This window comes from Pseudomonas monachiensis (assembly GCF_047345015.1).
Classification (GTDB): domain Bacteria; phylum Pseudomonadota; class Gammaproteobacteria; order Pseudomonadales; family Pseudomonadaceae; genus Aquipseudomonas; species Aquipseudomonas monachiensis.
Genome location: NZ_CP178857.1, coordinates 3282660 through 3304550, shown reverse-complemented (window position 1 = coordinate 3304550; position 21891 = coordinate 3282660). Strand labels below are relative to the sequence as shown.

The window sequence follows — 21891 nt, the reverse complement described above, 5'->3', positions numbered from 1 at the left end:
TTCATTTGCAGCCGGGCCTGTCCCGGCTTCGGGCGTCGTCGATCAGCGATCGGCGGGCCAGCGCATTTTCCTGGATAGATTGGCATGAGCGATAGCGTAGAACTGTTCACCGACGGCGCCTGCAAAGGCAACCCGGGCCCTGGCGGCTGGGGCGCACTGCTGGTATGCAAGGGCGTCGAAAAGGAACTCTGGGGCGGCGAAGCCAGCACCACCAACAACCGCATGGAACTGATGGGCGCGATTCGTGGCCTGGAAGAGCTCAAGCGTCCCTGCGAGGTGCTGCTGGTGACCGACTCCCAGTACGTGATGAAAGGCATCAACGAGTGGATGGACAACTGGAAGAAGCGCGGCTGGAAAACCGCGGCGAAGGAACCGGTGAAAAACGCTGACCTGTGGAAGCTGCTCGACGAGCAGGTCAACCGCCACAAGGTCACCTGGAAATGGGTGCGCGGACACATTGGCCATCACGGTAACGAACGGGCCGACCAGTTGGCCAACCGTGGCGTGGATGAAGTGCGTGGGTACAAGCAGGGCTGATCGCGATGTCTGCCGGAGCTGCCGTAGGAGCTGCCGAAGGCTGCGATCTTTTGACTTCGATTTTCAAGATCTAGAGCAAAAGATCGCAGCCTGCGGCAGCTCCTACAGGGACCGTGTTAATATCGCGGCTTTTGCCCGAATACCGATTGAGAGCTGAGCACTGATGGCCACCAGATCCGTTGTACTCGACACCGAAACCACCGGCATGCCGGTGACCGACGGCCACCGGATTATCGAAATCGGTTGTGTCGAGTTGATCGGCCGACGCCTGACGGGCCGGCACTTTCACGTGTACCTGCAACCGGATCGCGAAAGTGACGAAGGCGCCATCGGCGTCCACGGCATCACCAACGAATTCCTCGTGGGCAAGCCGCGTTTTGCCGAGGTGGCCGAAGAGTTCTTCGAGTTCATCAAGGGCGCGCAGCTGATCATCCATAACGCGGCGTTCGACGTTGGCTTCATCAACAACGAATTCGCTCTGATGGGCCAGCAGGACCGCGCGGACATCACGCAGCACTGCTCGATCCTCGACACCCTGATGATGGCCCGGGAACGTCACCCGGGGCAGCGCAACAGCCTCGATGCCCTGTGCAAGCGCTATGGCGTCGACAACTCCGGCCGTGAACTGCACGGCGCCTTGCTCGACTCCGAGATTCTCGCCGACGTCTACCTGACCATGACCGGGGGGCAGACCAGTCTGTCCCTGGCCGGCAACGCCTCCGATGGCAATGGCTCCGGTGAAGGGGCGGACAACTCGGCTACCGAGATTCGCCGTTTGCCGGCGAACCGCCAGCCGACGCGCATCATCCGCGCCAGCGAAGACGACCTGGCCCGCCACGCGGCCCGCCTGGAAGTCATCGGCAAATCCGCGGGTGCCCCGGCGTTGTGGGTGCAACTGGCCGAGGCTGAAGCGCAGGCGTAATCCCACATTTTCAAACGCACACTCTTTGTGGCGAGGGAGCTTGCTCCCGCTCGGCGGCGAAGCCGACGTGAAACCTGCATGCAAAGTATGTCTGAAAGTACGCCGGGGGCCGCTTCGCGACCCAGCGGGAGCAAGCTCCCTCGCCACAGGGAAGCTCTCCGTTGCCACAGAATGGTGCGTGCGGTGACCGAACATGGGCATCACACTCGCCACATTCTCTGCAACACTCTACCCTGAGGTGATTGGCAGGCTCTGGTCTGCCGCCTCGGGACACTGAGCCTCATGTACAAAGACTTGAAATTCCCGGTGCTGATTGTCCATCGCGACATCAAGGCCGACAGCGTCGCCGGCGACCGCGTGCGGGGGATTGCCCGGGAGCTGGAGCAGGAAGGGTTCAGCGTCGTTTCGGCGGTGGACTACACCGAAGGACGTTTGGTGGCATCGACTTACCATGGCCTGTCCTGCATGTTGATTGCCTCCGAGGACGCCAGTACCCACTCCCATTTGTTACAAAACATGGCCGAACTGATCGGTCTGGCGCGGGTGCGTGCGCCGGATCTGCCGATCTTCGCCCTGGGCGAAAAGGTGACCCTGGAAAACGCGCCCGCCGATGCCATGGCCGAGCTCAATCAGTTGCGCGGCATTCTTTATCTGTTTGAGGACACCGTGCCCTTTCTCGCCCGGCAGGTGGCCCGCGCCGCGCGCAAATACCTCGATGGCTTGCTGCCGCCGTTTTTCAAGGCGCTGGTGCAACACACGGCCGATTCCAATTACTCCTGGCACACCCCCGGTCACGGCGGTGGCGTGGCGTATCACAAAAGTCCGGTCGGGCAGGCGTTTCACCAGTTTTTCGGGGAAAACACCCTGCGCTCGGATCTTTCGGTGTCGGTGCCGGAGCTCGGCTCCTTGCTCGATCACACGGGTCCCCTGGCTGAAGCCGAGGCCCGCGCGGCACGCAATTTTGGCGCCGATCACACCTTTTTCGTGATCAATGGCACCTCCACGGCCAACAAGATTGTCTGGCACTCGGTTGTCGCCCGCGATGACCTGGTGCTGGTGGATCGCAATTGCCACAAGTCGGTGCTGCACTCGATCATCATGACCGGCGCGATCCCGCTGTACCTGTGTCCGGAGCGTAATGAACTGGGGATCATCGGCCCGATTCCCCTGAGTGAGTTCAGTCGCGAATCGATCCAGGCCAAGATCGACGCCAGCCCGCTGACCAAGGGCCGTTCACCGAAGGTCAAGCTCGCGGTGGTGACCAATTCGACCTATGACGGCCTCTGCTACAACGCCGAGCTGATCAGGCAGCAACTGGGCAATAGCGTTGAGGTGTTGCACTTCGACGAGGCCTGGTACGCCTATGCGGCGTTTCATGAGTTCTTTGCCGGGCGCTACGGTATGGGCACCTCCCGTGATGAGGACAGCCCACTGGTGTTCACCACCCATTCGACCCACAAGTTGCTGGCGGCCTTCAGCCAGGCATCGATGATTCACGTGCGCGATGGCGGTGCGCGGCAACTGGACCGGGATCGCTTCAACGAAGCGTTCATGATGCACATCTCGACCTCGCCGCAGTACGGCATCATCGCCTCGCTGGATGTGGCGTCGGCGATGATGGAAGGGCCGGCCGGGCGTTCGCTGTTGCAGGAAATGTTCGACGAAGCCCTGAGTTTTCGCCGGGCGCTGGCCAATTTGCGCCAGCACATTGCCGCGGATGACTGGTGGTTCTCGATCTGGCAACCGCCGACGGCGCAAGGCATCGAGCGGGTCGTCACCGAGGACTGGCTGCTGCAACCCGATGCCGACTGGCACGGCTTTGGCGGCGTGACCGACGATTATGTGCTGCTCGACCCGATCAAGGTCACGCTGGTGATGCCGGGGTTGACCGCCGGTGGCGCCCTCAGCGAGCGCGGGATTCCGGCGGCGGTGGTCAGCAAGTTCCTTTGGGAGCGCGGCCTGGTGGTCGAGAAGACCGGGCTGTATTCGTTCCTGGTGTTGTTCTCCATGGGCATCACCAAGGGCAAGTGGAGTACGCTGCTCACCGAGCTGCTGGAGTTCAAGCGCAGCTACGACGCCAACGTCAGTCTGGCCAACTGCCTGCCCTGCGTGGCGCAAGAGAATGTCGCTCGCTATCAGGGCATGGGGCTGCGTGATCTGTGTGATCAGTTGCATGCCTGTTATCGCAGCAATGCCACCGCCAGGCACCTCAAGCGCATGTACACCGTACTGCCGGAAGTCGCGATGAAGCCGGCGGACGCCTATGATCAATTGGTGCGAGGTGAAGTCGAAGCCGTGTCGATCGATGCGCTGGATGGGCGGATCGCCGCGGTGATGCTGGTGCCGTACCCGCCCGGCATTCCGCTGATCATGCCGGGCGAGCGTTTTACCGAGTCGACCCGCTCGATCATCGATTACCTGGCGTTTGCCCGCACGTTTGATAGCAGTTTTCCGGGGTTCGTCGCTGATGTGCACGGATTGCAACATGAAGATCAGGGCAGTGGACGGTGCTACACCGTCGATTGCATCAAGGAATGAGGACCTTTCCCAGTATGCAACCGGTAATAAATCCGAATTATCCAGGGTTGTCGGTACGGGTTGCCGACGAAGGTTTTGCCGCCTATATCTGGGGCAGTGATTTCAGTTTTGAAGTCGCGGCCTACGGTGCGGCACAAATAGGAGCGCCGGTGGCCCAGTGGCAGGTCACCCCGATCACGCCTTATCGCAAGTGCTACGGCATCGATCCCGAGGAATTCAGCAGCTATCGCGATGCCGCCGATAGCGCGATTTTCATGGCGTATCTGGATGACCAGCCCGTGGGGCACCTGGTGGTCAGTACCAACTGGAACGGCTTTGCCCATATCGACGAACTGGCGGTGCACGCACCGGCCCGGCGACATGGTGTGGCCAAGGCCCTGCTGGATGTGGCGCAATTCTGGAGCCGCAAGAAGAAACTCCCGGGCATCATGCTCGAAACCCAGAACAACAACCTGGGGGCCTGCAGGCTCTATGAGCGCTGCGGTTACGTGATCGGCGGGATCGACCACCTGCGCTATCGGGGCATCGATCCGAACACCGCCGAAGTGGCGCTGTTCTGGTATCGATTGTTCGAAAATCCGCTGGAAAACCCGTTCAGTTCGTCAGCATCGCCGCGGCTTGTTCCGTGACGATGGCCAACAGTGCCTGAACCGCCGGAGAGGGTTCGGCGTTTTTCAGGGTCAGGGCGTAGAGACTGACCGGGATCGCTGGTGCCAGCGGGCAGGCGTCCAGGCCCGAGGCTTTGGCGCCGAGGGCGGTGAAGGGGTCGACGATGGCCAGCCCTTCGCCGGCCTCGACCATACAGCGCATCATCTGATGCGTCTGGACCCGGGTCTGGATCACCGGGGCAGGCCGCAAGCCATGCAGTTTGTTTTCCAGCGCCGGGCTCAACGGGTCGTGCCCCTCCAGGCCAATCATCGATTGACCGGCCAGATCCTGCAGTGAAATGTATTTCTGTTTCGGTTGCAGCCAGCCATGGGGGGCGAGCAGCTGGAGTTTGCCTTGGGCAATCACCTGGCAATCGAGGTCGGCGTGATCGGGGTCATGCAGGCTCAGGCCCAGATCGCTTTCACGCAGCAGCAGGCTTCTGACGATGTCGCGGGTGGGCTGGCTCAGCAGAGTGCAAGGCGCGTCGGGCAGGCGTCGGCGCAGGGCTGCGATACTGTGTGGCAGCAATTGGTTGGCCAGGGGCGGGGTGCAGATGATGCGCAGCGGCGGCGCCAGGTATTGCCTGAGGCTGTTGGCCAGGCGCTGCACCGGTTCGAGCGCGTCGTAGACCCGGGCAATTTCCACCTGCAGTTCCCGTGCTTCGCGGGTGGCCTGCAATCGCCCGCGCACGCTGGCGAACAGCATGAAACCCAACTGATCCTCGGCGTCGCGCAGCAAACGCTCGACTTCGGCCACTGGCAACTGCAGCCATTCGGCGGCGGTGCCCAGGTGACCGGTCTGCAAGAGCGCCTGGATCACTTCGATATGGCGTAAGCGCATGCGTGAAGTCCATGTTCAGCAGGTGGAGGAGTCAGTGGCTGAATCCTACCCCAAGTCCGCGCATATGACTTCTGCTCATAACGACGGGTTATGAAACGCTGACGGTTTGCGGTTCGCGGGTAATGGTCACGCCGGTTTGCACCAGCATGAATTCATTGTCGTCGACCTTGTTGACACGGTCGCCAATGGCCAGCTTGTAGGTGGTGACAGGGCCTGAACCGTCTACCGCCGGGGTGGAGTCCTGGAACTCGTGCACCGAATAAATACGGCCTTGCGCGTCTCTTGCATGGAACTGACCGACGAGTACTGCTGCCATCTGCTTAGAACCTCTGGAGATAAATCACTCAATTTGCGGCACTGTAGACCGTGCTTGGGCGAGGTAAGTTTTCCTACGGGAAAAAAATAGTCAGGGACGGTATTTTCGCTCGCCCGCTGCTTGAATCGTCATCTATAACTACAAGCTCTTCCTATCGGACAGTCGAGAAACTCTTATGAGCAACGTCTATACGATCGCCGTCGTGGTCGGCAGCTTGAGAAAGGAATCGATCAACCGCAAGGTCGCACGGGCCCTGATAGAGCTGGCGCCGGCCAATCTCAAGCTCAACATCGTCGAAATTGGCGATCTGCCGCTCTATAACGAAGACATCGATGGCGCTTCACCGCCGGCAGCCTACAGCACTTTCCGACAACAGGTGAGCTCATCCGACGCGGTGTTGTTCGTGACCCCGGAATACAACCGTTCGGTACCGGCGCCGTTGAAAAATGCGATTGATGTCGGTTCTCGCCCTTATGGCAAGAGTTCGTGGAGTGGCAAGCCCGGCGCCGTTATCAGTGTTTCGCCGGGGGCCGTCGGCGGGTTTGGTGCTAATCACAACCTGCGTCAATCCATGGTGTTTCTGAATGTGCCGATGATGCAGCAGCCGGAAGCCTATCTGGGTGGCGCCGGTTCGGCGTTCGATGAGGCGGGCAAGTTGTCCGAATCAGTCAAGCCGTTCTTGCAAAGTTTCATCAATGCCTATGGGCAATGGGTCGAGCAGCACAAGAAAGTCTGATGGTCATTGGCCGGCGCTTTGTCCTGCGAAGCGCCGGGTGGTTATCTCTTTAGGTCGGGTTGGGCCCTTCGCGAGCAAGCCCGCTCCCACAGGGATCTTCGGTGGATACAAGACTTGTGTTCGACTGGGGCCCAAATGTGGGAGCGGGCTTGCTCGCGAAGAGGCCGGATCAGGCAATGCAAGACTCAACCCTGTCCCGGCACATTCGGCCAAAGGTCCGCCACCAAAAACAGACGTTCAGCCTCTTCCCAGTCGCCGCTGGCATTCTCGGTCAGGCGCACCAGCAACTGTGCTGGCGCCAAGGGGTCCAGTTCATCCAGCCACGCCTGCATCTGTCCGGGGTTCCAGGTGTGCTCGGCCGAATAATGCGCTGGCGCCAGCCAGGCGTGGCGGGGCAGGGGTTGCCAGCGACCGGGCGGACTCTGGGCCAACAACGCCGGCCAATCCTTTTGATGCAACCAGCGACCGCGCAAATGCTGCGGATGGGCACCCGATGGCGGGGCGGCCTGACCGGGCCACGGATACAGCAAGTACCCGCCCAGCCACAAATGCGCACTGAAGGCCTGGATATCCAGCGCCGCCAGCACTTCACGGCTCTCGGGGCGCGCGGAAATCGGCAATTGATGCTGGCTCAGGTGGGCCAGTTTGCGGTCGAGCCGGTCGTGGCAGCCCGGGCCCAGCCATTGGGAGGTGTCGTGTCCGTCGCCGGATTGCGGGCCGAGGTAGAGCTTGATCGCAAGTTCCAGGTGGTGCACGCCGTCGCGGTCGCGCAGCAGCATGTCCAGTTCACCCAGGGTGTGCCCCTCGCGGCGAATCGGCAGGTTGGCGGCAATCAGTTCAATGCCTGGAGCATGCTCCACGGCGAATTGCCAGAGGCGTTCGTAGTACAGGCCCAGGCGCCGGGTTCGGGCCTGGGCGAGCCAGTGCAGCAGGCCATAACTGTCCCGGTCCAGCTGCCGCAGCCAATGTTCCAGCCGATCCGGAGCCTGCACCCAGTCGCTGCCGGCCAGCGGGTGGCGCTGCGGCCACGGGGTATCGTCCAGCATGGGCGGCGCGAGGATGACCCACGCCAGGTCACGCACTTCGGGATGGCGTAACTGATGGGGCAGGTGGAGCAAATCGGGAAATAGCATCATCTTGCGAGCATAGCCCGAAACCCGGGCACACCCTTGAAGCTGAAAGGATTTTGTCTACGGGCGGCTTTCGCCCATAATCGTGGTTTTCGCCGCCACGCAGATCCCCGCAGGAGCCCCATGGAGCAATTTCGCAATATCGGCATCATCGGTCGCCTGGGCAGTTCCCAGGTGCTGGATACCGTCCGCCGACTGAAACGGTTTCTGCTCGATCGTCATCTGCACGTGATCCTCGAAGACACCATCGCCGAAGTGCTGCCAGGGCACGGCTTGCAAACTTCGTCGCGCAAGATGCTCGGCGAAGTCTGCGACATGGTCATTGTGGTCGGTGGTGACGGCAGCCTGCTCGGTGCCGCCCGTGCGCTGGCCAAGCACAATATTCCGGTGCTCGGTATCAACCGCGGCAGCCTGGGCTTTCTCACCGACATCCGTCCCGATGAGCTGGAAACCAAGGTCGCCGAAGTGCTGGACGGCCACTATCTGGTGGAAAACCGCTTCCTGTTGCAGGCCGAAGTCCGGCGCCATGGCGAGGCCATCGGCCAGGGCGATGCACTCAATGATGTGGTGCTGCACCCAGGTAAATCCACGCGAATGATCGAATTCGAACTGTACATCGACGGCCAGTTCGTCTGCAGCCAGAAGGCCGACGGCCTGATCGTTGCCACGCCGACCGGTTCCACCGCCTATGCGTTGTCCGCCGGCGGGCCGATCATGCATCCCAAGCTCGACGCTATTGTGATTGTGCCGATGTACCCCCATACCTTGTCGGGTAGACCGATCGTGGTCGATGGCAACAGTGAGCTGAAAATCGTCGTGTCCAAGGATATGCAGATTTACCCGCAAGTCTCGTGCGACGGGCAGAACCACTTCACCTGCGCGCCGGGCGACACCATCACCGTCAGCAAGAAAGCCCAGAAACTGCGGCTGATTCACCCGCTGGACCACAATTACTACGAAGTCTGCCGGACCAAGCTCGGCTGGGGCAGCAAGTTGGGGGGTGGAGGCGACTGATGCTCGATCCCGCGCGTAGCTACGACCTGATCGGTGACGTGCACGGTTGCGCCCTGACCCTGGAGCACTTGCTCGACCGACTCGGTTATCACAAACAGGGTGGCGTCTGGCGGCATGCCTCGCGCATGGCGGTGTTCGTCGGCGATATCATCGACCGCGGCCCGCGGATTCGCGAGGCACTGCACATCGTCCACGACATGGTCGAGGCCGGTCAGGCGCTGTGCATCATGGGCAACCACGAGTTCAATGCGCTGGGCTGGGCGACGCCGGCGTTGCCCGGCAGCGGCAAGCAGTTCGTGCGCGAGCACACGCCGCGCCATGCCCGCTTGCTGCACGAAACCCTGACCCAGTTCGAAAACCATCCGGGCGACTGGCACGACTTCCAGCAATGGTTCTACCAGTTGCCATTGTTCGTCGATGCCGGGCGTTTTCGCGTGGTCCACGCCTGCTGGGACGCCGGGTTGATCGAGCCGCTGCGGGCATTGTTCCCCAACGGTTGCGTCGACGAGCATTTTGTCCAGGCGTCGGCGGAGTCGGGCTCTTTTGCCTGCACCGTATTCGACCGGCTGTTGCGCGGTACGGACATGCGCTTGCCCCATGGCCTGACCATGACCAGCGGCGACGGCCTGGTGCGCTCGTTCTTCCGGACCAAGTTCTGGGAAGACGATCCGAAAACCTACGGCGATATCGTGTTCCAGCCGGATGCACTGCCCGAACCCGTGGCCCGGACCCCGTTGACGTCCACTGAAAAGAACAGTTTGCTGCGCTACGGCATCGATGAGCCGCTGTTGTTCGTCGGCCATTACTGGCGCAGCGGCAAGCCGGCACCGATCCGGCCGAACCTGGCCTGCCTGGATTACAGCGCGGTGCTGTACGGCAAACTGGTTGCCTACCGACTGGATCAGGAAACCCGCCTGGATCCGCAAAAATTCGTCTGGGTCGATGTCGAGCGGCCGGAGGTGCTGCAATGAGTGCTGTAGCGGTATTGCGTCTGCCCCTGGCGGTGGACTTGAGCGGGTTCGTCACCCTGCTCAAGCGCATGCAAGTGCCCCACCGGGTCAGCGAAGAAGCTGGCGAGCAGGTGCTGTGGGTGCCGGACAACATCAGCGAAGACGTGCGTGCGTTGTACGAACGTTTTCCGGCGGGCGATCCCGACCAGCAACTGGACATTCCGGTGGCGCAAACCGTCAAGCGCCCGGGCTTCGTCGAGCAGTTGAAATACGCCAGGGCCACTGCGCTGGTATTGCTGCTGAGCATGATCGTCGGCGCGGTCACCTTGCTCGGCGACAACCTTGAAACGCTGCGCTGGCTGACCTTCCTCGAATTCCGCGTGGTCGGCGAGTACATCCATTTCACGCCACTGGCCGACAGCCTGGCGGCGGGGCAATGGTGGCGCCTGGTCACGCCGATGCTGATCCACTTCGGCATCCTGCACCTGGCGATGAACGGCATGTGGTACTGGGAACTGGGGCGGCGCATCGAGTCGCGCCAGGGCAGTATCAACCTGATCGGCCTGACCTTGCTGTTCAGCCTGGTGTCCAACTTCGCCCAGTATTTGTTCAGCGGCCCGACCCTGTTCGGCGGTTTGTCCGGCGTACTGTACGGCCTGCTCGGGCATTGCTGGATCTTCCAGCTGCTGGCGCCGAACCCGGCCTATCGCCTGCCGCGTGGCGTGCTGGTGATGATGCTGGTGTGGTTGCTGCTGTGCCTGTCCGGGCTGGTGTCGATGATCGGCTTCGGCGAAATCGCCAACGCGGCCCACGTCAGCGGGTTACTCATCGGATGCTTCACCGGTTTGTTGGGCGGTTTGTATAACCGCCGTAAACTGGCCGCCTAATTTAAGAACATGCAATAAAGAGACGGAGACCCAATGTCCTCTTTTAACGAAATGATCAACAACATCACTCCCGATATCTACGAGAGCCTGAAACTGGCCGTGGAAATCGGCAAATGGTCCGACGGTGGCAAGCTCACCGCCGAACAACGCGAGCTGTCGCTGCAGGCGATGATCGCCTGGGAAATCCAGAACCTGCCCGAGGACCAGCGCACCGGTTACATGGGCCCGCAGGAATGCAGCTCGAAGTCGATTCAAGTGCCCAATATCCTGTTCAAGTCGGATGCCATCCATTGATCGAGATTGGCCGCGGTGCAATCAGCAAAATGTCGGCGCGCCTGGACGGGCCGAACGTGCAATACGCTTTCCGTCTGGGCGAAACCGAGGTTCCGGTCAATCCGTTGATCGGCACCACGGTGCGCCTGGAATACCTGGGGGCGATCCACTGCACCCATTGCGGACGCAAGACCAAGACCAGTTTCAGCCAGGGTTACTGCTACCCGTGCATGACCAAGCTGGCCCAGTGCGACGTGTGCATCATGAGCCCGGAGCGCTGCCACTTCGAGGCCGGCACTTGCCGGGAACCTGAGTGGGGCGAGAAGTTCTGCATGACCGATCACGTGGTGTACCTGGCCAACTCGTCGGGGGTGAAAGTCGGGATTACCCGCGCCACCCAGTTGCCGACCCGCTGGCTCGACCAGGGTGCGAGCCAGGCCTTGCCGATCATGCGCGTCTCGACCCGCCAGCAGTCCGGCTTCGTCGAAGACCTGTTCCGCAGTCAGGTGGCCGACAAGACCAACTGGCGTGCTTTGCTCAAGGGCGATGCGGCGGCGGTGAACCTGGCCGAAGTCCGCGATCGACTGTTCGAGAGCTGCGCTGAAGGCTTGCTCGGGTTGCAGCAGCGATTTGGCTTGCAAGCGATCCAGCCGGTGACCGACGTCGAACCGTTGGAAATCCGCTACCCGGTCGAGCAGTACCCGGCGAAGATCGTCAGCTTCAACCTGGACAAGAACCCGATTGCCGAAGGCACGCTGATGGGGGTCAAGGGCCAATACCTGATCTTCGATACCGGCGTGATCAACATTCGTAAATACACGGCTTACCAGCTCGCCGTGCATCAGTAAGGACTCCAGCATGCGCACCGAACAACCGAAGATGATCTACCTCAAGGACTATCAGGCGCCCGAGTACCTGATCGACGAAACACACCTGACCTTCGAGTTGTACGAGGACCACAGCCTGGTCCATGCGCAACTGGTGATGCGCCGCAACCCCGAGCGTGGTCCGGGCCTGCCGCCGCTGGTGCTGGACGGCCAGCAGCTGGAACTGCTGTCGGTCACCCTGGCCGACCAGGCGCTTTCAGAGGCGCAGTATCAGCTGACCGAGAATCACCTGACCCTGCACCCGACCAGCACCACTTTCACGGTCGACACCAGCGTCCGGATCCACCCGGAAACCAACACTGCGCTCGAAGGCCTGTACAAGTCCGGCACGATGTTCTGCACCCAGTGCGAGGCCGAAGGCTTTCGCAAGATCACCTATTACCTCGACCGCCCGGACGTGATGAGCACCTTCACCACCACGGTCGTCGCCGAACAACACAGCTATCCGGTGCTGCTGTCCAACGGCAACCCGATCGCTTCCGGTCCCGGTGAAGAAGGCCGGCACTGGGCGACCTGGGAAGACCCGTTCAAGAAGCCGGCGTACCTGTTCGCGCTGGTGGCCGGTGACCTGTGGTGCGTCGAAGACAGCTTCACCACCATGAGCGAGCGTAATGTGGCGCTGCGCATTTATGTCGAGCCGGAAAACATCGACAAGTGCCAGCACGCCATGAACAGCCTGAAGAAGTCCATGCGCTGGGACGAAGAGGTCTACGGTCGCGAGTACGACCTGGATATCTTCATGATCGTCGCTGTGAATGACTTCAACATGGGTGCCATGGAGAACAAGGGCCTCAACATCTTCAACTCCAGCGCCGTGCTGGCCAAGGCGGAAACCGCTACCGATGCCGCGCACCAGCGGGTCGAGGCGATCGTCGCCCACGAATACTTTCACAACTGGTCGGGCAACCGCGTGACCTGCCGCGACTGGTTCCAGTTGTCGCTCAAGGAAGGCTTCACGGTGTTCCGCGATGCCGGTTTCTCCTCGGACATGAACTCGGCCACGGTCAAGCGCATCCAGGACGTGGCGTACCTGCGCACCCACCAGTTCGCCGAAGACGCCGGCCCCATGGCCCACGCCGTGCGCCCGGACAGCTTTATCGAGATTTCCAACTTCTACACCCTGACCGTGTACGAAAAGGGCTCGGAAGTGGTCGGCATGATCCACACCTTGCTCGACGCCGAAGGCTTTCGCAAAGGCAGCGACCTGTACTTCGAACGTCACGACGGCCAGGCCGTGACCTGCGATGACTTCATCAAGGCCATGGAAGATGCCAATGGCGTTGACCTGTCCCAGTTCAAGCGTTGGTACAGCCAGGCCGGTACACCGCGGCTGGCGGTAACCGAGTCCTACGACGCCGCCGCGAAAACCTACAGCCTGACGTTCCGCCAGAGCTGTCCGCAAACCCCGGACAAGGTTGAAAAACTGCCGTTCGTGATCCCGGTCGAACTGGGCCTGCTGGATTCCAAAGGCGCGGCTATTGCCCTGCGTCTGTCCGGTGAAGCTACCGCCCAAGGCACCTCGCGGGTCATTTCGGTGACTGAAGCCGAGCAGACCTTCACCTTCGTCGACATCGCCGGACAACCGCTACCGTCGTTGCTGCGCGGCTTCTCGGCACCGGTGAAGCTGAGCTTCCCGTACAACCGCGACCAGTTGATGTTCCTGATGCAGCACGACAGCGACGGCTTCAACCGCTGGGATGCTGGCCAGCAATTGTCGGTGCAGGTGCTGCAAGAGTTGATCGGCCAGCAGCAGAAGGGCGAAGCGCTGGTACTCGATCAGCGTCTGGTGTCGGCGCTGCGCACGGTGCTCTCTGACGAGTCGCTGGATCAGGCCATGGTCGCCGAAATGCTCTCGCTGCCAAGCGAAGCCTACTTGACCGAAATCAGCGACGTGGCGGACGTCGAAGCGATTCACACCGCCCGCGAGTTTGCCCGCAAGCAATTGGCCGATGCGTTGTTCGAAGGCCTGTGGCTGCGTTACCAGGCCAACCGCGAGTTGTCGAAGCAGACTCCGTACGTGGCCGAGGCCGAGCACTTCGCTCGCCGCGCGTTGCAGAACATCGCATTGTCCTACCTGATGCTCAGCGGCAAGCCGGAAGTTCTGGCGGCAACCCTGGAGCAGTTCGATGCGTGCGACAACATGACCGAGCGCCTGACCGCGCTGGCCGTGCTGGTCAACTCACCCTTTGAAGCCGAGAAGGCCAAGGCGCTGGCCAGCTTCGCCGAGCACTTCAAGGACAACCCGCTGGTCATGGATCAGTGGTTCAGCGTGCAGGCCGGCAGTGTATTGCCGGGCGGTCTGGAGCGTGTGAAAGCGCTGATGCAGCACCCGGCGTTCAACATCAAGAACCCGAACAAGGTGCGGGCGCTGGTCGGTGCGTTTGCCGGGCAGAACCTGATCAACTTCCACGCGGCCGACGGTTCGGGGTATCGCTTCCTGGCGGATCTGGTGATCGAGTTGAATGGCTTTAATCCGCAGATCGCTTCTCGGCAGTTGGCGCCTTTGACTCGCTGGCGCAAGTACGACAGTGCTCGTCAGGCTTTGATGAAGGGGGAGTTGGAGCGGATTCGGGCTTCGGGGCAGTTGTCCAGTGATGTGTTTGAAGTGGTCAGCAAGAGTTTGGTCTGAGTCTGTTCGTGACCTTGGCGGCCTTCGGGCCGACCAGGGTTGTGGGTTGATTGAGTACATATCCGTTGCTGCGGTAACGGCGGCTTATGGTTTCGCCCTGACGGCGAGTCACTTTTTTTACAAGCGCCTAAAAAAGTAACCCAAAAAACGCTCGCCCCGAACGTACGGCCCCTCGCTTGGGCTCGGGGTTCCTTCGCTCCGGCATTCATCCGGGGGCATCGCCTCCGGTCGGCTTCGCTCGACCTCCTCTCGATGTGTTCGGCTGCGCCGAACGGCGCTGCGCGCCTACCCCCGGATGAACGCCTCCGCTCAGCCTGCCGAGGGGGCGGGTGGATCAAGATCAAAAGCTGCAGGCGAGCTAACGCTCGGCCTGATGAGTGGTGAGAGGCGGCGCGGTGTGGGCTGTTCTGCCTTTGCTTTTTTGTGGGAGCGGCGGTGCGGCGATCCCACAGTTGACCAGTGTCAGGCGCAAAATCCGTGTACAACCACGTCCCCTGTGGGAGCGAGCTTGCTCGCGATGACGGCCTGTCAGCCAACTCAACTCTCAAAGGCGAACGAACCCCGCAAACAGGCCGGCCGGTAGGCCGCCTCGCTTTGGCTTTTGATCTTGATCTTCTTGCCCCCTCGAGAGGCCGAGCGCAGGTTCTGCGCAGTGGGCAACCCGGCATGGATGCCGGGTTAGCCGCCGCCGGCCATGGATGGCCGATGGCGGCGGGTCCACGGAGCAGGACCGGAGCGAGGGCATGCCGAGCCTAAGCGAGGCACCGAACGTAAGGGGCAAAGCGCTTTGGTTACTTTCGCGCTTTTCGAAAGTGACCCGCCGTAAGGGCGGAACCAATAGCGGCCGTAACCGCAGCAACGGATATGTACACCAAACCCCAAACCCCAAACCCCAAACCCGCAATCACCCCACCTGATACCCAACCATTCAGAACAACCCCCCATCCCCCCGGTTAACAAAACATAACGTGGCGTCGATTGTCAGACATTAAAAAACACCGATAGGATAAGCCAGCTTCCGAAGGGGCTCTGGATTGCGGGTTTCAGGACTATGCTCTGAAACAGCCGGACCAGACACGCACCCTTGCGGCGCCCAGAAAGGTTGAACGACCTAACAATAATAATGGGAGAAGGTCTATGAGTGAGCCTGTCATGGGTGTGGGTATCTGCCGCCCGCCGGCACTACGCAAATTCGCGTTGCTGGCCACAGCGCTCTCGCTGTTGGGCTCTGCCATGCTGTCGGCGCCTGCGCTGGCCGCGGCGGCGCCAGCATCCGATGTTGTTTATTCCATTGAATCCGCCAAGGCTGCCAAAAGCCTGATGCTCGATGTCGTCCACGCCGGCAAGCGCCTGGTGGCGGTCGGGGATCGTGGGCACATCCTGTATTCCGATGACCAGGGCGCTACCTGGACCCAGGCCAAGGTCCCGACCCGGGCCCTGCTGACGTCGGTGTTTTTCGTCGATGACAAGCACGGCTGGGCCGTCGGCCATGACGCGCAGATCCTCGCCAGCGAGGACGGCGGCGCGACCTGGACCAAGCAATTCGAAGATCTGACACGCGAATCGCCGCTGCTCGATGTCTGGTTCAAGGACGTTGACAGTGGCTTTGCCGTGGGCGCCTACGGCTCTCTGATGGAAACCACCGACGGTGGCAAGCATTGGGAAGACGCCAGCGATCGCCTGGACAACGAAGACCAGTACCACCTGAATTCGATCGCTGCGGTCAAGGACGCCGGGCTGTTCATCGTTGGCGAGCAGGGCAGCATGTTCCGTTCCGCGGACTGGGGCCAGACCTGGGAGAAACTCGAAGGTCCGTACGAAGGCTCGCTGTTCGGCGTGATCGGCACGGCGCAGCCCAATACGCTGCTGGCCTACGGTCTGCGCGGTAACCTTTACCGTTCCACGGACTTTGGCAGCAACTGGGAGCAGGTCGAGCTCAAGGCTGAACGTGGCGACCTGGAGTTCGGGCTGTCCGGCGGTACGCTGCTCGACGACGGTTCCATCGTGATCGTCGGCAACGGCGGCTCGGTGATTCGCAGCAGCGACAATGGCGAAACCTTCAAGGTGGTCAACCGTCCGGACCGTATTTCGGTTTCGGCAGTGACGGCGGCAGGCAATGGCAATCTGGTTCTGGCCGGGCAGGGCGGCGTTCGCGTCACCTCGCCGAGCGGCACCGAGTCGGGCAAATGAGCCGGGTTAATAATAAGAAGGCGGAGCTATGACTTCCTTGAGTACTCATCACCAGGACAAGGCGACGTTCCTCGAGCGCCTGATCTTCAACAACCGCCCGGCAGTGATCACGATCTGCCTGCTGGTCAGTATTTTCCTGTTCTGGCAGGCGACGCTGATCCGTCCGTCCACCAGCTTCGAAAAAATGATCCCGCTGGAGCATCCCTTCATCCAGAAGATGATGGAGCACCGCAACGATCTGGCGAACCTGGGCAACACCGTGCGGATCTCGGTGGAAGCCACCGATGGCGACATCTTCTCCAAGGAGTACATGGAGACCTTGCGTCAGATCAACGACGAAGTGTTCTACATCTCCGGTGTCGACCGTTCCGGCCTCAAGTCGCTGTGGAGCCCGAGCATTCGCTGGACCGAAGTGACTGAAGAGGGCTTCGCCGGCGGTGAAGTGATTCCGCAGAGCTACAATGGCTCCCAGGCCAGCCTCGACTTGCTGCGCAACAACGTGCTCAAGTCCGGTCAGGTCGGACGGTTGGTGTCCAACGATTTCAAGTCGAGCATCGTCGACATTCCATTGCTGGAGTCCTACCCGGACCCGCAGGACCAGGGCAAGCTGCTGGCGCTGGACTATCGCCAGTTCTCCCACGAGCTTGAAGACAAGATCCGCACCAAGTTCGAAGCACAGAACCCGAACGTGAAGATCCACATTGTCGGTTTTGCCAAGAAAGTCGGTGACCTGATCGATGGCCTGGTGATGGTGGTCATGTTCTTCGGCATCGCCTTCGTCATCACCCTGATCCTCCTGCTGTGGTTCACCAACTGCCTGCGCAGTACCGTCGCCGTGTTGAGCACGACGCTGGTGGCAGTGGTCTGGCAACTGGGCTTGATGCACTTCTTCGGCTTCGGGCTCGACCCCTATTCGATGCTGGTGCCGTTCCTGATTTTCGCCATCGGTATTTCCCACGGCGTACAGAAGATCAACGGGATCGCCCTGCAATCGAGCGAGGCGGACAACGCCCTCACGGCGGCGCGCCGTACGTTCCGTCAATTGTTCCTGCCGGGGATGATCGCGATCCTCGCCGATGCCGTGGGTTTCATCACGCTGTTGATCATCGATATCGGTGTGATCCGTGAACTGGCCATCGGCGCATCCATCGGTGTGGCGGTGATCGTGTTCACCAACCTGATCCTGCTGCCGGTGGCGATTTCCTATGTCGGCATCAGCAAGCGTGCGGTCGAGCGCAGCAAGAAAGACGCGGTGCGCGAGCATCCGTTCTGGCGCCTGCTGTCGAACTTCGCCAGCGCCAAGGTTGCCCCGGTTTCCATTCTGCTGGCATTGATCGCCTTTGGCGGCGGCCTGTGGTACAGCCAGAACCTGAAAATCGGCGACCTCGACCAGGGTGCACCGGAACTGCGTCCGGACTCGCGCTACAACAAGGACAACAACTTCATCATCAACAACTACTCCACCAGCTCCGATGTGTTGGTGGTGATGGTCAAGACCAAGTCCGAAGGCTGCTCGCGCTATGAAGCCATGGCGCCGATCGACGAGCTGATGTGGAAGATGCAGAACACCGAGGGCGTGCAGTCGGCGATTTCCCTGGTGACCGTGTCCAAGCAAATGATCAAGGGCATGAACGAGGGCAACCTGAAATGGGAAACCCTGTCGCGCAATCCTGATGTGCTGAACAACTCCATTGCCCGCGCCGACGGCCTGTACAACAACAGCTGTTCCCTGGCGCCGGTGCTGGTGTTCCTCAACGATCACAAGGCCGAGACCCTGGATCGCGCGGTGCATGCGGTGCAGGAGTTCGCCAAGGAAAACAACAAGGAAGGCCTGGAGTTCATCCTCGCCGCCGGTAACGCCGGGATCGAGGCGGCCACCAACGAGGTAATCAAGAAGTCCGAGCTGACCATCCTGATCCTGGTGTACATCTGTGTGGCGGTCATGTGCATGATCACCTTCCGTTCGTGGGCGGCGACATTGTGCATCGTGCTGCCGCTGGTGCTGACCTCGGTACTCGGCAACGCCCTGATGGCCTTCATGGGCATCGGCGTGAAAGTCGCGACCCTGCCGGTCGTGGCGCTCGGGGTGGGGATTGGCGTGGACTACGGCATCTACATCTACAGTCGCCTGGAAAGCTTCCTGCGTGCCGGCCTGCCGCTGCAAGAGGCGTACTACCAGACGCTGAAGTCCACCGGTAAGGCGGTGCTGTTCACCGGCCTGTGCCTGGCCATCGGCGTGTGCACCTGGATCTTCTCGGCCATCAAGTTCCAGGCCGACATGGGCCTGATGCTGACCTTCATGCTGCTGTGGAACATGTTCGGTGCGCTGTGGCTGTTGCCTGCACTGGCGCGATTCCTGATCAAGCCCGAGAAACTGGCGGGGCAGAAGGGCAATTCGTTGTTTGCCCACTGATCCATGCTGAAATGAAAAAGCCGCAACCTCAGGGTTGCGGCTTTTTTATTTGGGCGAAGATCAAAAGATCGCAGCCTTCGGCAGCTCCTACATTGATCGAATACACCCACAATTAATCGGTGTAGGCAATCCCACGTAGGAGCTGCCGAAGGCTGCGATCTTTTGACTTTGCCATTACGAAGGATCGCTACCCAAAACCACATTCAACGCACTGCGCGCATCATCGAGTTGCACCAGCGTCGCATGCCGCGCGCCTAGGGCATCGCGGTTTTCGATGGCGGTCAGGATCGCCTTGTGCCGGGGCAGCGCCAGTTCATGCAGGTTCGGTCGCTGGTTGGAATGCTTCAAGGCTTCGGCGATGGCCACCGAGAGCATGTTGCACAGGTTGGCCAGCAGGTCGTTGTGCGTGGCATCGGCGATGCGACTGTGGAAGTCCAGGTCCGGCTGCAACAGAGCCTCCGGCGTCGGCGCGGCTTCCATGCGCTGGTAGGCCTCACCGATGGAGGCAATGTCCGCTTCCGTGGCGAATTGCGCGGCGAGGGCGGCAGCGGCCGGTTCGATGATGCTGCGCACGCTGGTCAGCAGGTCGAAAAACTGATTCTGCGGACTGCTTTGCATCAACCAGTGCAGCACGTCCGGATCGAGCATGTGCCAGTCCTTGCGCGGCTTGACCACGGTGCCGACCCGCGGGCGGGAATACACCAGGCCCTTGGCGACCAGGACCCGGGTGGCCTCACGCAACACCGGTCGGCTGACCGCATATTCTTCGCACAACAGCGCTTCGGCGGGCAGCTTGTCGTCCGGCAGGAAACGTCCCGAGACGATCTGCATGCCCAGCTCCTGGACGATGCGCGAGTGCATGCTTTTGCGGTCGGAGGGTTTGCGGTAATCCATGGGAAACGGCGCGGTCCTGTGCGAATAGGTGTCGCGCATGATAGCAGGCGCGGACGGTAGGCGATCCAGCCCTTGAAAAGATCGCAGCCTTCGGCAGCTCCTACAGAGATCCGGTTCACCACAATGAATGTGTCTGACCTGAATCCCGTAGGAGCTGCCGGAGGCTGCGATCTTTTTTTTAGTGGGAATGACGCGGCACTTCAGCCCCGCGGCAACCGACCAGGAAGTCGAAGTCGCAGCCCTGGTCCGCTTGCAGCACGTGGTCGATGTAGAGCTGACGATAGCCACCGACGATCAGGTTCTGCGGCGGTTGCAGGTCAGCCATGCGCGCGGCCAGTTCGGCATCCGGGATGTCCAGGTGCAAACGGCCGCTGGCGCAATCGAGTTCGATCCAGTCGCCTTCTTTCACGGCGGCCAGCGGTCCGCCGGCAGCGGCTTCCGGGGCGACGTGCAGGACAACAGTGCCGTACGCGGTGCCGCTCATGCGCGCGTCGGAAATACGTACCATGTCGGTCACGCCCTGGGCCAGCAGCTTGGCCGGCAGGCCCATGTTGCCGACCTCGGCCATGCCCGGATAACCCTTCGGCCCGCAGTTCTTCATCACCAGTATCGAGTTGGCATCCACGTCCAGTTCCGGATCGTTGATCCGCGCCTTGTACATGTCGAAGTTCTCGAATACCACTGCGCGGCCGCGATGCTGCATCAGTTCGGGCGTGGCGGCGGACGGCTTTAGCACGGCGCCCAGCGGTGCCAGGTTGCCGCGCAAGACACAGATGCCGCCGTCGGCGCGGATCGGGTTGTCGAGGGTGCGGATCACTTCGTCTTCGCCATAGATCGGCGCGTCCCTGGTGTTCTCGCCGATGGACTTGCCATTGACGGTCAAGGCATTCGGGTTCGGGATCAGGTTGGCTTCACCGAGGCGACGCAGCACGGCGGGCAAGCCACCGGCGTAATAGAACTCTTCCATCAGGAAGCGCCCGGACGGTTGCAGGTCGACGATGGTCGGCATGCCGCGACCGATACGGGTCCAGTCATCCAGATCCAGCTCCACGCCAATGCGCCCGGCAATGGCTTTCAGGTGGATCACTGCGTTGGTCGAACCGCCGATGGCGGCATTGACGCGAATGGCGTTTTCGAAGGCTTCCTTGGTGAGGATCTTCGATAGCTTCAAGTCTTCGCGCACCATCTCCACGGCACGCATGCCGGACATGTGCGCCAACACATAACGGCGCGCATCTACCGCTGGAATCGCCGCGTTGTGGGGCAGGGAGGTACCCAGTGCTTCGGCCATGCAAGCCATGGTCGAGGCCGTGCCCATGGTGTTGCAGGTGCCGGCCGAGCGGGACATGCCGCCCTCGGCCGCGAGGAAATCGTCGATGCTGATGGTGCCGGCCTTGACCTGTTCGCTGAGCTGCCAGACCACGGTGCCGGAGCCGATGTCCTTGCCCTTGTGCTTGCCGTTGAGCATTGGCCCGCCGGTGACAACGATGGCTGGCACGTCGCAACTGGCGGCGCCCATCAGCAAGGCCGGGGTGGTTTTGTCGCAGCCGGTCAGCAGCACCACGCCATCGATCGGGTTGCCGCGAATGGCTTCTTCGACATCCATGCTCGCCAGGTTGCGGGTGAGCATGGCGGTGGGGCGCAGGTTCGATTCGCCGTTGGAGAACACCGGAAACTCCACCGGGAAGCCGCCGGCCTCGATCACACCGCGTTTGACGTGCTCGGCAATCTGGCGGAAATGCGCGTTGCACGGGGTCAGTTCCGACCAGGTGTTGCAGATGCCGATGATCGGCTTGCCATGGAACTGGTGGTCGGCGATGCCCTGATTCTTCATCCAGCTGCGGTACATGAAGCCGTTCTTGTCGGCGGTGCCAAACCATTGGGCGGAACGCAGGGTGGGTTTCTTATCAGACATGATCGGTTCTCTTATTGTATGACTATATTGTTCGAGCTGAGGCGTAACATAAGCGCAAATTCTGCGCTTTGGAAGTGTTGTTGCGTAAATAGTATTACTATATAGTCCGCTCAAACGGAGGGATGGCCCTGGCGAATTGTTCGCGAGAGGCGTCCCCCGAGGTTCTATAACA

The 21891-nt window shown here is 61.1% G+C and carries 18 protein-coding genes; 13 read left to right on the top strand and 5 right to left on the bottom strand.

What is annotated here, in order from left to right:
* The first annotated feature begins 84 nt into the window (after positions 1 to 84).
* From rnhA to ACMDB8_RS14620, 4 genes are all read left to right on the top strand, one after another.
* Positions 85 to 537: a ribonuclease HI gene (gene rnhA / locus ACMDB8_RS14635; RefSeq protein ID WP_409078790.1), complete on the top strand. Its 453-nt coding sequence runs from the start codon at positions 85 to 87 to the stop codon at positions 535 to 537.
* Positions 538 to 700: 163 nt separating this feature from the next.
* Positions 701 to 1459 carry a DNA polymerase III subunit epsilon gene (gene dnaQ / locus ACMDB8_RS14630; protein WP_056727644.1) on the top strand — a complete coding sequence of 253 codons (759 nt, stop codon included), beginning with the start codon at positions 701 to 703 and terminating at the stop codon, positions 1457 to 1459.
* Positions 1460 to 1741: 282 nt separating this feature from the next.
* Positions 1742 to 3997, top strand: coding sequence for an Orn/Lys/Arg decarboxylase N-terminal domain-containing protein (locus ACMDB8_RS14625; RefSeq protein WP_056727642.1), 2256 nt, complete (start codon positions 1742 to 1744; stop codon positions 3995 to 3997).
* Positions 3998 to 4011: 14 nt separating this feature from the next.
* Complete coding sequence (locus tag ACMDB8_RS14620) at positions 4012 to 4626, top strand: GNAT family N-acetyltransferase (RefSeq protein ID WP_056727640.1); 615 nt, start codon at positions 4012 to 4014, stop codon at positions 4624 to 4626.
* Here the strand turns inward: ACMDB8_RS14620 and ACMDB8_RS14615 are convergent.
* Together ACMDB8_RS14615 and ACMDB8_RS14610 are read right to left on the bottom strand one after the other, a co-directional pair.
* Positions 4592 to 5485, bottom strand: coding sequence for a LysR family transcriptional regulator (locus tag ACMDB8_RS14615; RefSeq protein ID WP_409078791.1), 894 nt, complete (start codon positions 5483 to 5485; stop codon positions 4592 to 4594). The two genes, ACMDB8_RS14620 and ACMDB8_RS14615, sit on opposite strands and share 35 nt — an antisense overlap.
* Positions 5486 to 5573: 88 nt before the next feature.
* On the bottom strand, positions 5574 to 5801 hold the full coding sequence (locus tag ACMDB8_RS14610; protein WP_056727634.1) for a hypothetical protein: 228 nt from the start codon (positions 5799 to 5801) through the stop codon (positions 5574 to 5576).
* A 175-nt stretch (positions 5802 to 5976) separates the two neighbouring features.
* On the opposite strand from ACMDB8_RS14610, the gene ACMDB8_RS14605 reads away from it, so the two are divergent.
* The gene (locus ACMDB8_RS14605) at positions 5977 to 6537 is read left to right on the top strand and encodes an NADPH-dependent FMN reductase (protein ID WP_056727632.1); all 561 of its coding nucleotides are present in this window, start codon (positions 5977 to 5979) and stop codon (positions 6535 to 6537) included.
* 185 nt (positions 6538 to 6722) lie between these two features.
* On the opposite strand, the gene ACMDB8_RS14600 is transcribed toward ACMDB8_RS14605, so the two are convergent.
* Positions 6723 to 7673 carry a DUF1853 family protein gene (locus tag ACMDB8_RS14600; protein WP_056727630.1) on the bottom strand — a complete coding sequence of 317 codons (951 nt, stop codon included), beginning with the start codon at positions 7671 to 7673 and terminating at the stop codon, positions 6723 to 6725.
* 117 nt (positions 7674 to 7790) lie between these two features.
* On the opposite strand from ACMDB8_RS14600, the gene ACMDB8_RS14595 reads away from it, so the two are divergent.
* The 8 genes from ACMDB8_RS14595 (at position 7791) to ACMDB8_RS14560 (ending at position 18910) form a co-directional block, all read left to right on the top strand.
* Complete coding sequence (locus tag ACMDB8_RS14595; RefSeq protein ID WP_008016128.1) at positions 7791 to 8681, top strand: NAD(+) kinase; 891 nt, start codon at positions 7791 to 7793, stop codon at positions 8679 to 8681.
* Positions 8681 to 9652, top strand: a complete 972-nt coding sequence (locus tag ACMDB8_RS14590) for a metallophosphoesterase (protein ID WP_223542567.1) — start codon at positions 8681 to 8683, stop codon at positions 9650 to 9652. The genes ACMDB8_RS14595 and ACMDB8_RS14590 overlap by 1 nt, the downstream gene beginning before the upstream one ends.
* Positions 9649 to 10518, top strand: a complete 870-nt coding sequence (locus ACMDB8_RS14585) for a rhomboid family intramembrane serine protease (protein WP_056727625.1) — start codon at positions 9649 to 9651, stop codon at positions 10516 to 10518. Before ACMDB8_RS14590 ends, ACMDB8_RS14585 begins: the two co-directional genes overlap by 4 nt.
* Before the next feature lie 33 nt (positions 10519 to 10551).
* Positions 10552 to 10812, top strand: coding sequence for a YeaC family protein (locus ACMDB8_RS14580; protein ID WP_056727623.1), 261 nt, complete (start codon positions 10552 to 10554; stop codon positions 10810 to 10812).
* Positions 10809 to 11639, top strand: a complete 831-nt coding sequence (locus ACMDB8_RS14575; RefSeq protein WP_056727622.1) for a DUF2797 domain-containing protein — start codon at positions 10809 to 10811, stop codon at positions 11637 to 11639. The genes ACMDB8_RS14580 and ACMDB8_RS14575 overlap by 4 nt, the downstream gene beginning before the upstream one ends.
* 10 nt (positions 11640 to 11649) lie before the next feature.
* Positions 11650 to 14307, top strand: a complete 2658-nt coding sequence (gene pepN / locus ACMDB8_RS14570; RefSeq protein WP_409078792.1) for an aminopeptidase N — start codon at positions 11650 to 11652, stop codon at positions 14305 to 14307.
* Positions 14308 to 15444: 1137 nt separating this feature from the next.
* A complete protein-coding gene (locus ACMDB8_RS14565; RefSeq protein ID WP_056727619.1) occupies positions 15445 to 16497 on the top strand; it encodes a WD40/YVTN/BNR-like repeat-containing protein in 1053 nt (350 codons plus the stop codon).
* Positions 16498 to 16525: 28 nt separating this feature from the next.
* Positions 16526 to 18910: an efflux RND transporter permease subunit gene (locus ACMDB8_RS14560; protein ID WP_056727616.1), complete on the top strand. Its 2385-nt coding sequence runs from the start codon at positions 16526 to 16528 to the stop codon at positions 18908 to 18910.
* A gap of 174 nt (positions 18911 to 19084) precedes the next feature.
* Here ACMDB8_RS14560 and ACMDB8_RS14555 read toward each other — a convergent pair whose 3' ends face one another.
* On the bottom strand, positions 19085 to 19804 hold the full coding sequence (locus ACMDB8_RS14555) for a FadR/GntR family transcriptional regulator (protein WP_156385876.1): 720 nt from the start codon (positions 19802 to 19804) through the stop codon (positions 19085 to 19087).
* 178 nt (positions 19805 to 19982) lie between these two features.
* Positions 19983 to 21719, bottom strand: coding sequence for an IlvD/Edd family dehydratase (locus ACMDB8_RS14550; protein ID WP_056727612.1), 1737 nt, complete (start codon positions 21717 to 21719; stop codon positions 19983 to 19985).
* Positions 21720 to 21891: the final 172 nt, after the last annotated feature.

Excerpts from the sequence above, each read along its gene's own strand:
- ACMDB8_RS14550 (WP_056727612.1), bottom strand. The coding sequence starts at position 21,719 with ATGTCTGATAAGAAACCCACCCTGCGTTCCGCCCAATGGTTTGGCACC.
- ACMDB8_RS14600 (WP_056727630.1), bottom strand. The coding sequence starts at position 7,673 with ATGATGCTATTTCCCGATTTGCTCCACCTGCCCCATCAGTTACGCCAT.
- ACMDB8_RS14610 (WP_056727634.1), bottom strand. The coding sequence starts at position 5,801 with ATGGCAGCAGTACTCGTCGGTCAGTTCCATGCAAGAGACGCGCAAGGC.
- rnhA (WP_409078790.1), top strand. The coding sequence starts at position 85 with ATGAGCGATAGCGTAGAACTGTTCACCGACGGCGCCTGCAAAGGCAAC.
- ACMDB8_RS14590 (WP_223542567.1), top strand. The coding sequence starts at position 8,681 with ATGCTCGATCCCGCGCGTAGCTACGACCTGATCGGTGACGTGCACGGT.
- ACMDB8_RS14605 (WP_056727632.1), top strand. The coding sequence starts at position 5,977 with ATGAGCAACGTCTATACGATCGCCGTCGTGGTCGGCAGCTTGAGAAAG.
- pepN (WP_409078792.1), top strand. The coding sequence starts at position 11,650 with ATGCGCACCGAACAACCGAAGATGATCTACCTCAAGGACTATCAGGCG.
- ACMDB8_RS14585 (WP_056727625.1), top strand. The coding sequence starts at position 9,649 with ATGAGTGCTGTAGCGGTATTGCGTCTGCCCCTGGCGGTGGACTTGAGC.
- ACMDB8_RS14620 (WP_056727640.1), top strand. The coding sequence starts at position 4,012 with ATGCAACCGGTAATAAATCCGAATTATCCAGGGTTGTCGGTACGGGTT.
- ACMDB8_RS14625 (WP_056727642.1), top strand. The coding sequence starts at position 1,742 with ATGTACAAAGACTTGAAATTCCCGGTGCTGATTGTCCATCGCGACATC.
- ACMDB8_RS14580 (WP_056727623.1), top strand. The coding sequence starts at position 10,552 with ATGTCCTCTTTTAACGAAATGATCAACAACATCACTCCCGATATCTAC.
- dnaQ (WP_056727644.1), top strand. The coding sequence starts at position 701 with ATGGCCACCAGATCCGTTGTACTCGACACCGAAACCACCGGCATGCCG.
- ACMDB8_RS14595 (WP_008016128.1), top strand. The coding sequence starts at position 7,791 with ATGGAGCAATTTCGCAATATCGGCATCATCGGTCGCCTGGGCAGTTCC.
- ACMDB8_RS14555 (WP_156385876.1), bottom strand. The coding sequence starts at position 19,804 with ATGGATTACCGCAAACCCTCCGACCGCAAAAGCATGCACTCGCGCATC.
- ACMDB8_RS14565 (WP_056727619.1), top strand. The coding sequence starts at position 15,445 with ATGAGTGAGCCTGTCATGGGTGTGGGTATCTGCCGCCCGCCGGCACTA.
- ACMDB8_RS14615 (WP_409078791.1), bottom strand. The coding sequence starts at position 5,485 with ATGCGCTTACGCCATATCGAAGTGATCCAGGCGCTCTTGCAGACCGGT.
- ACMDB8_RS14560 (WP_056727616.1), top strand. The coding sequence starts at position 16,526 with ATGACTTCCTTGAGTACTCATCACCAGGACAAGGCGACGTTCCTCGAG.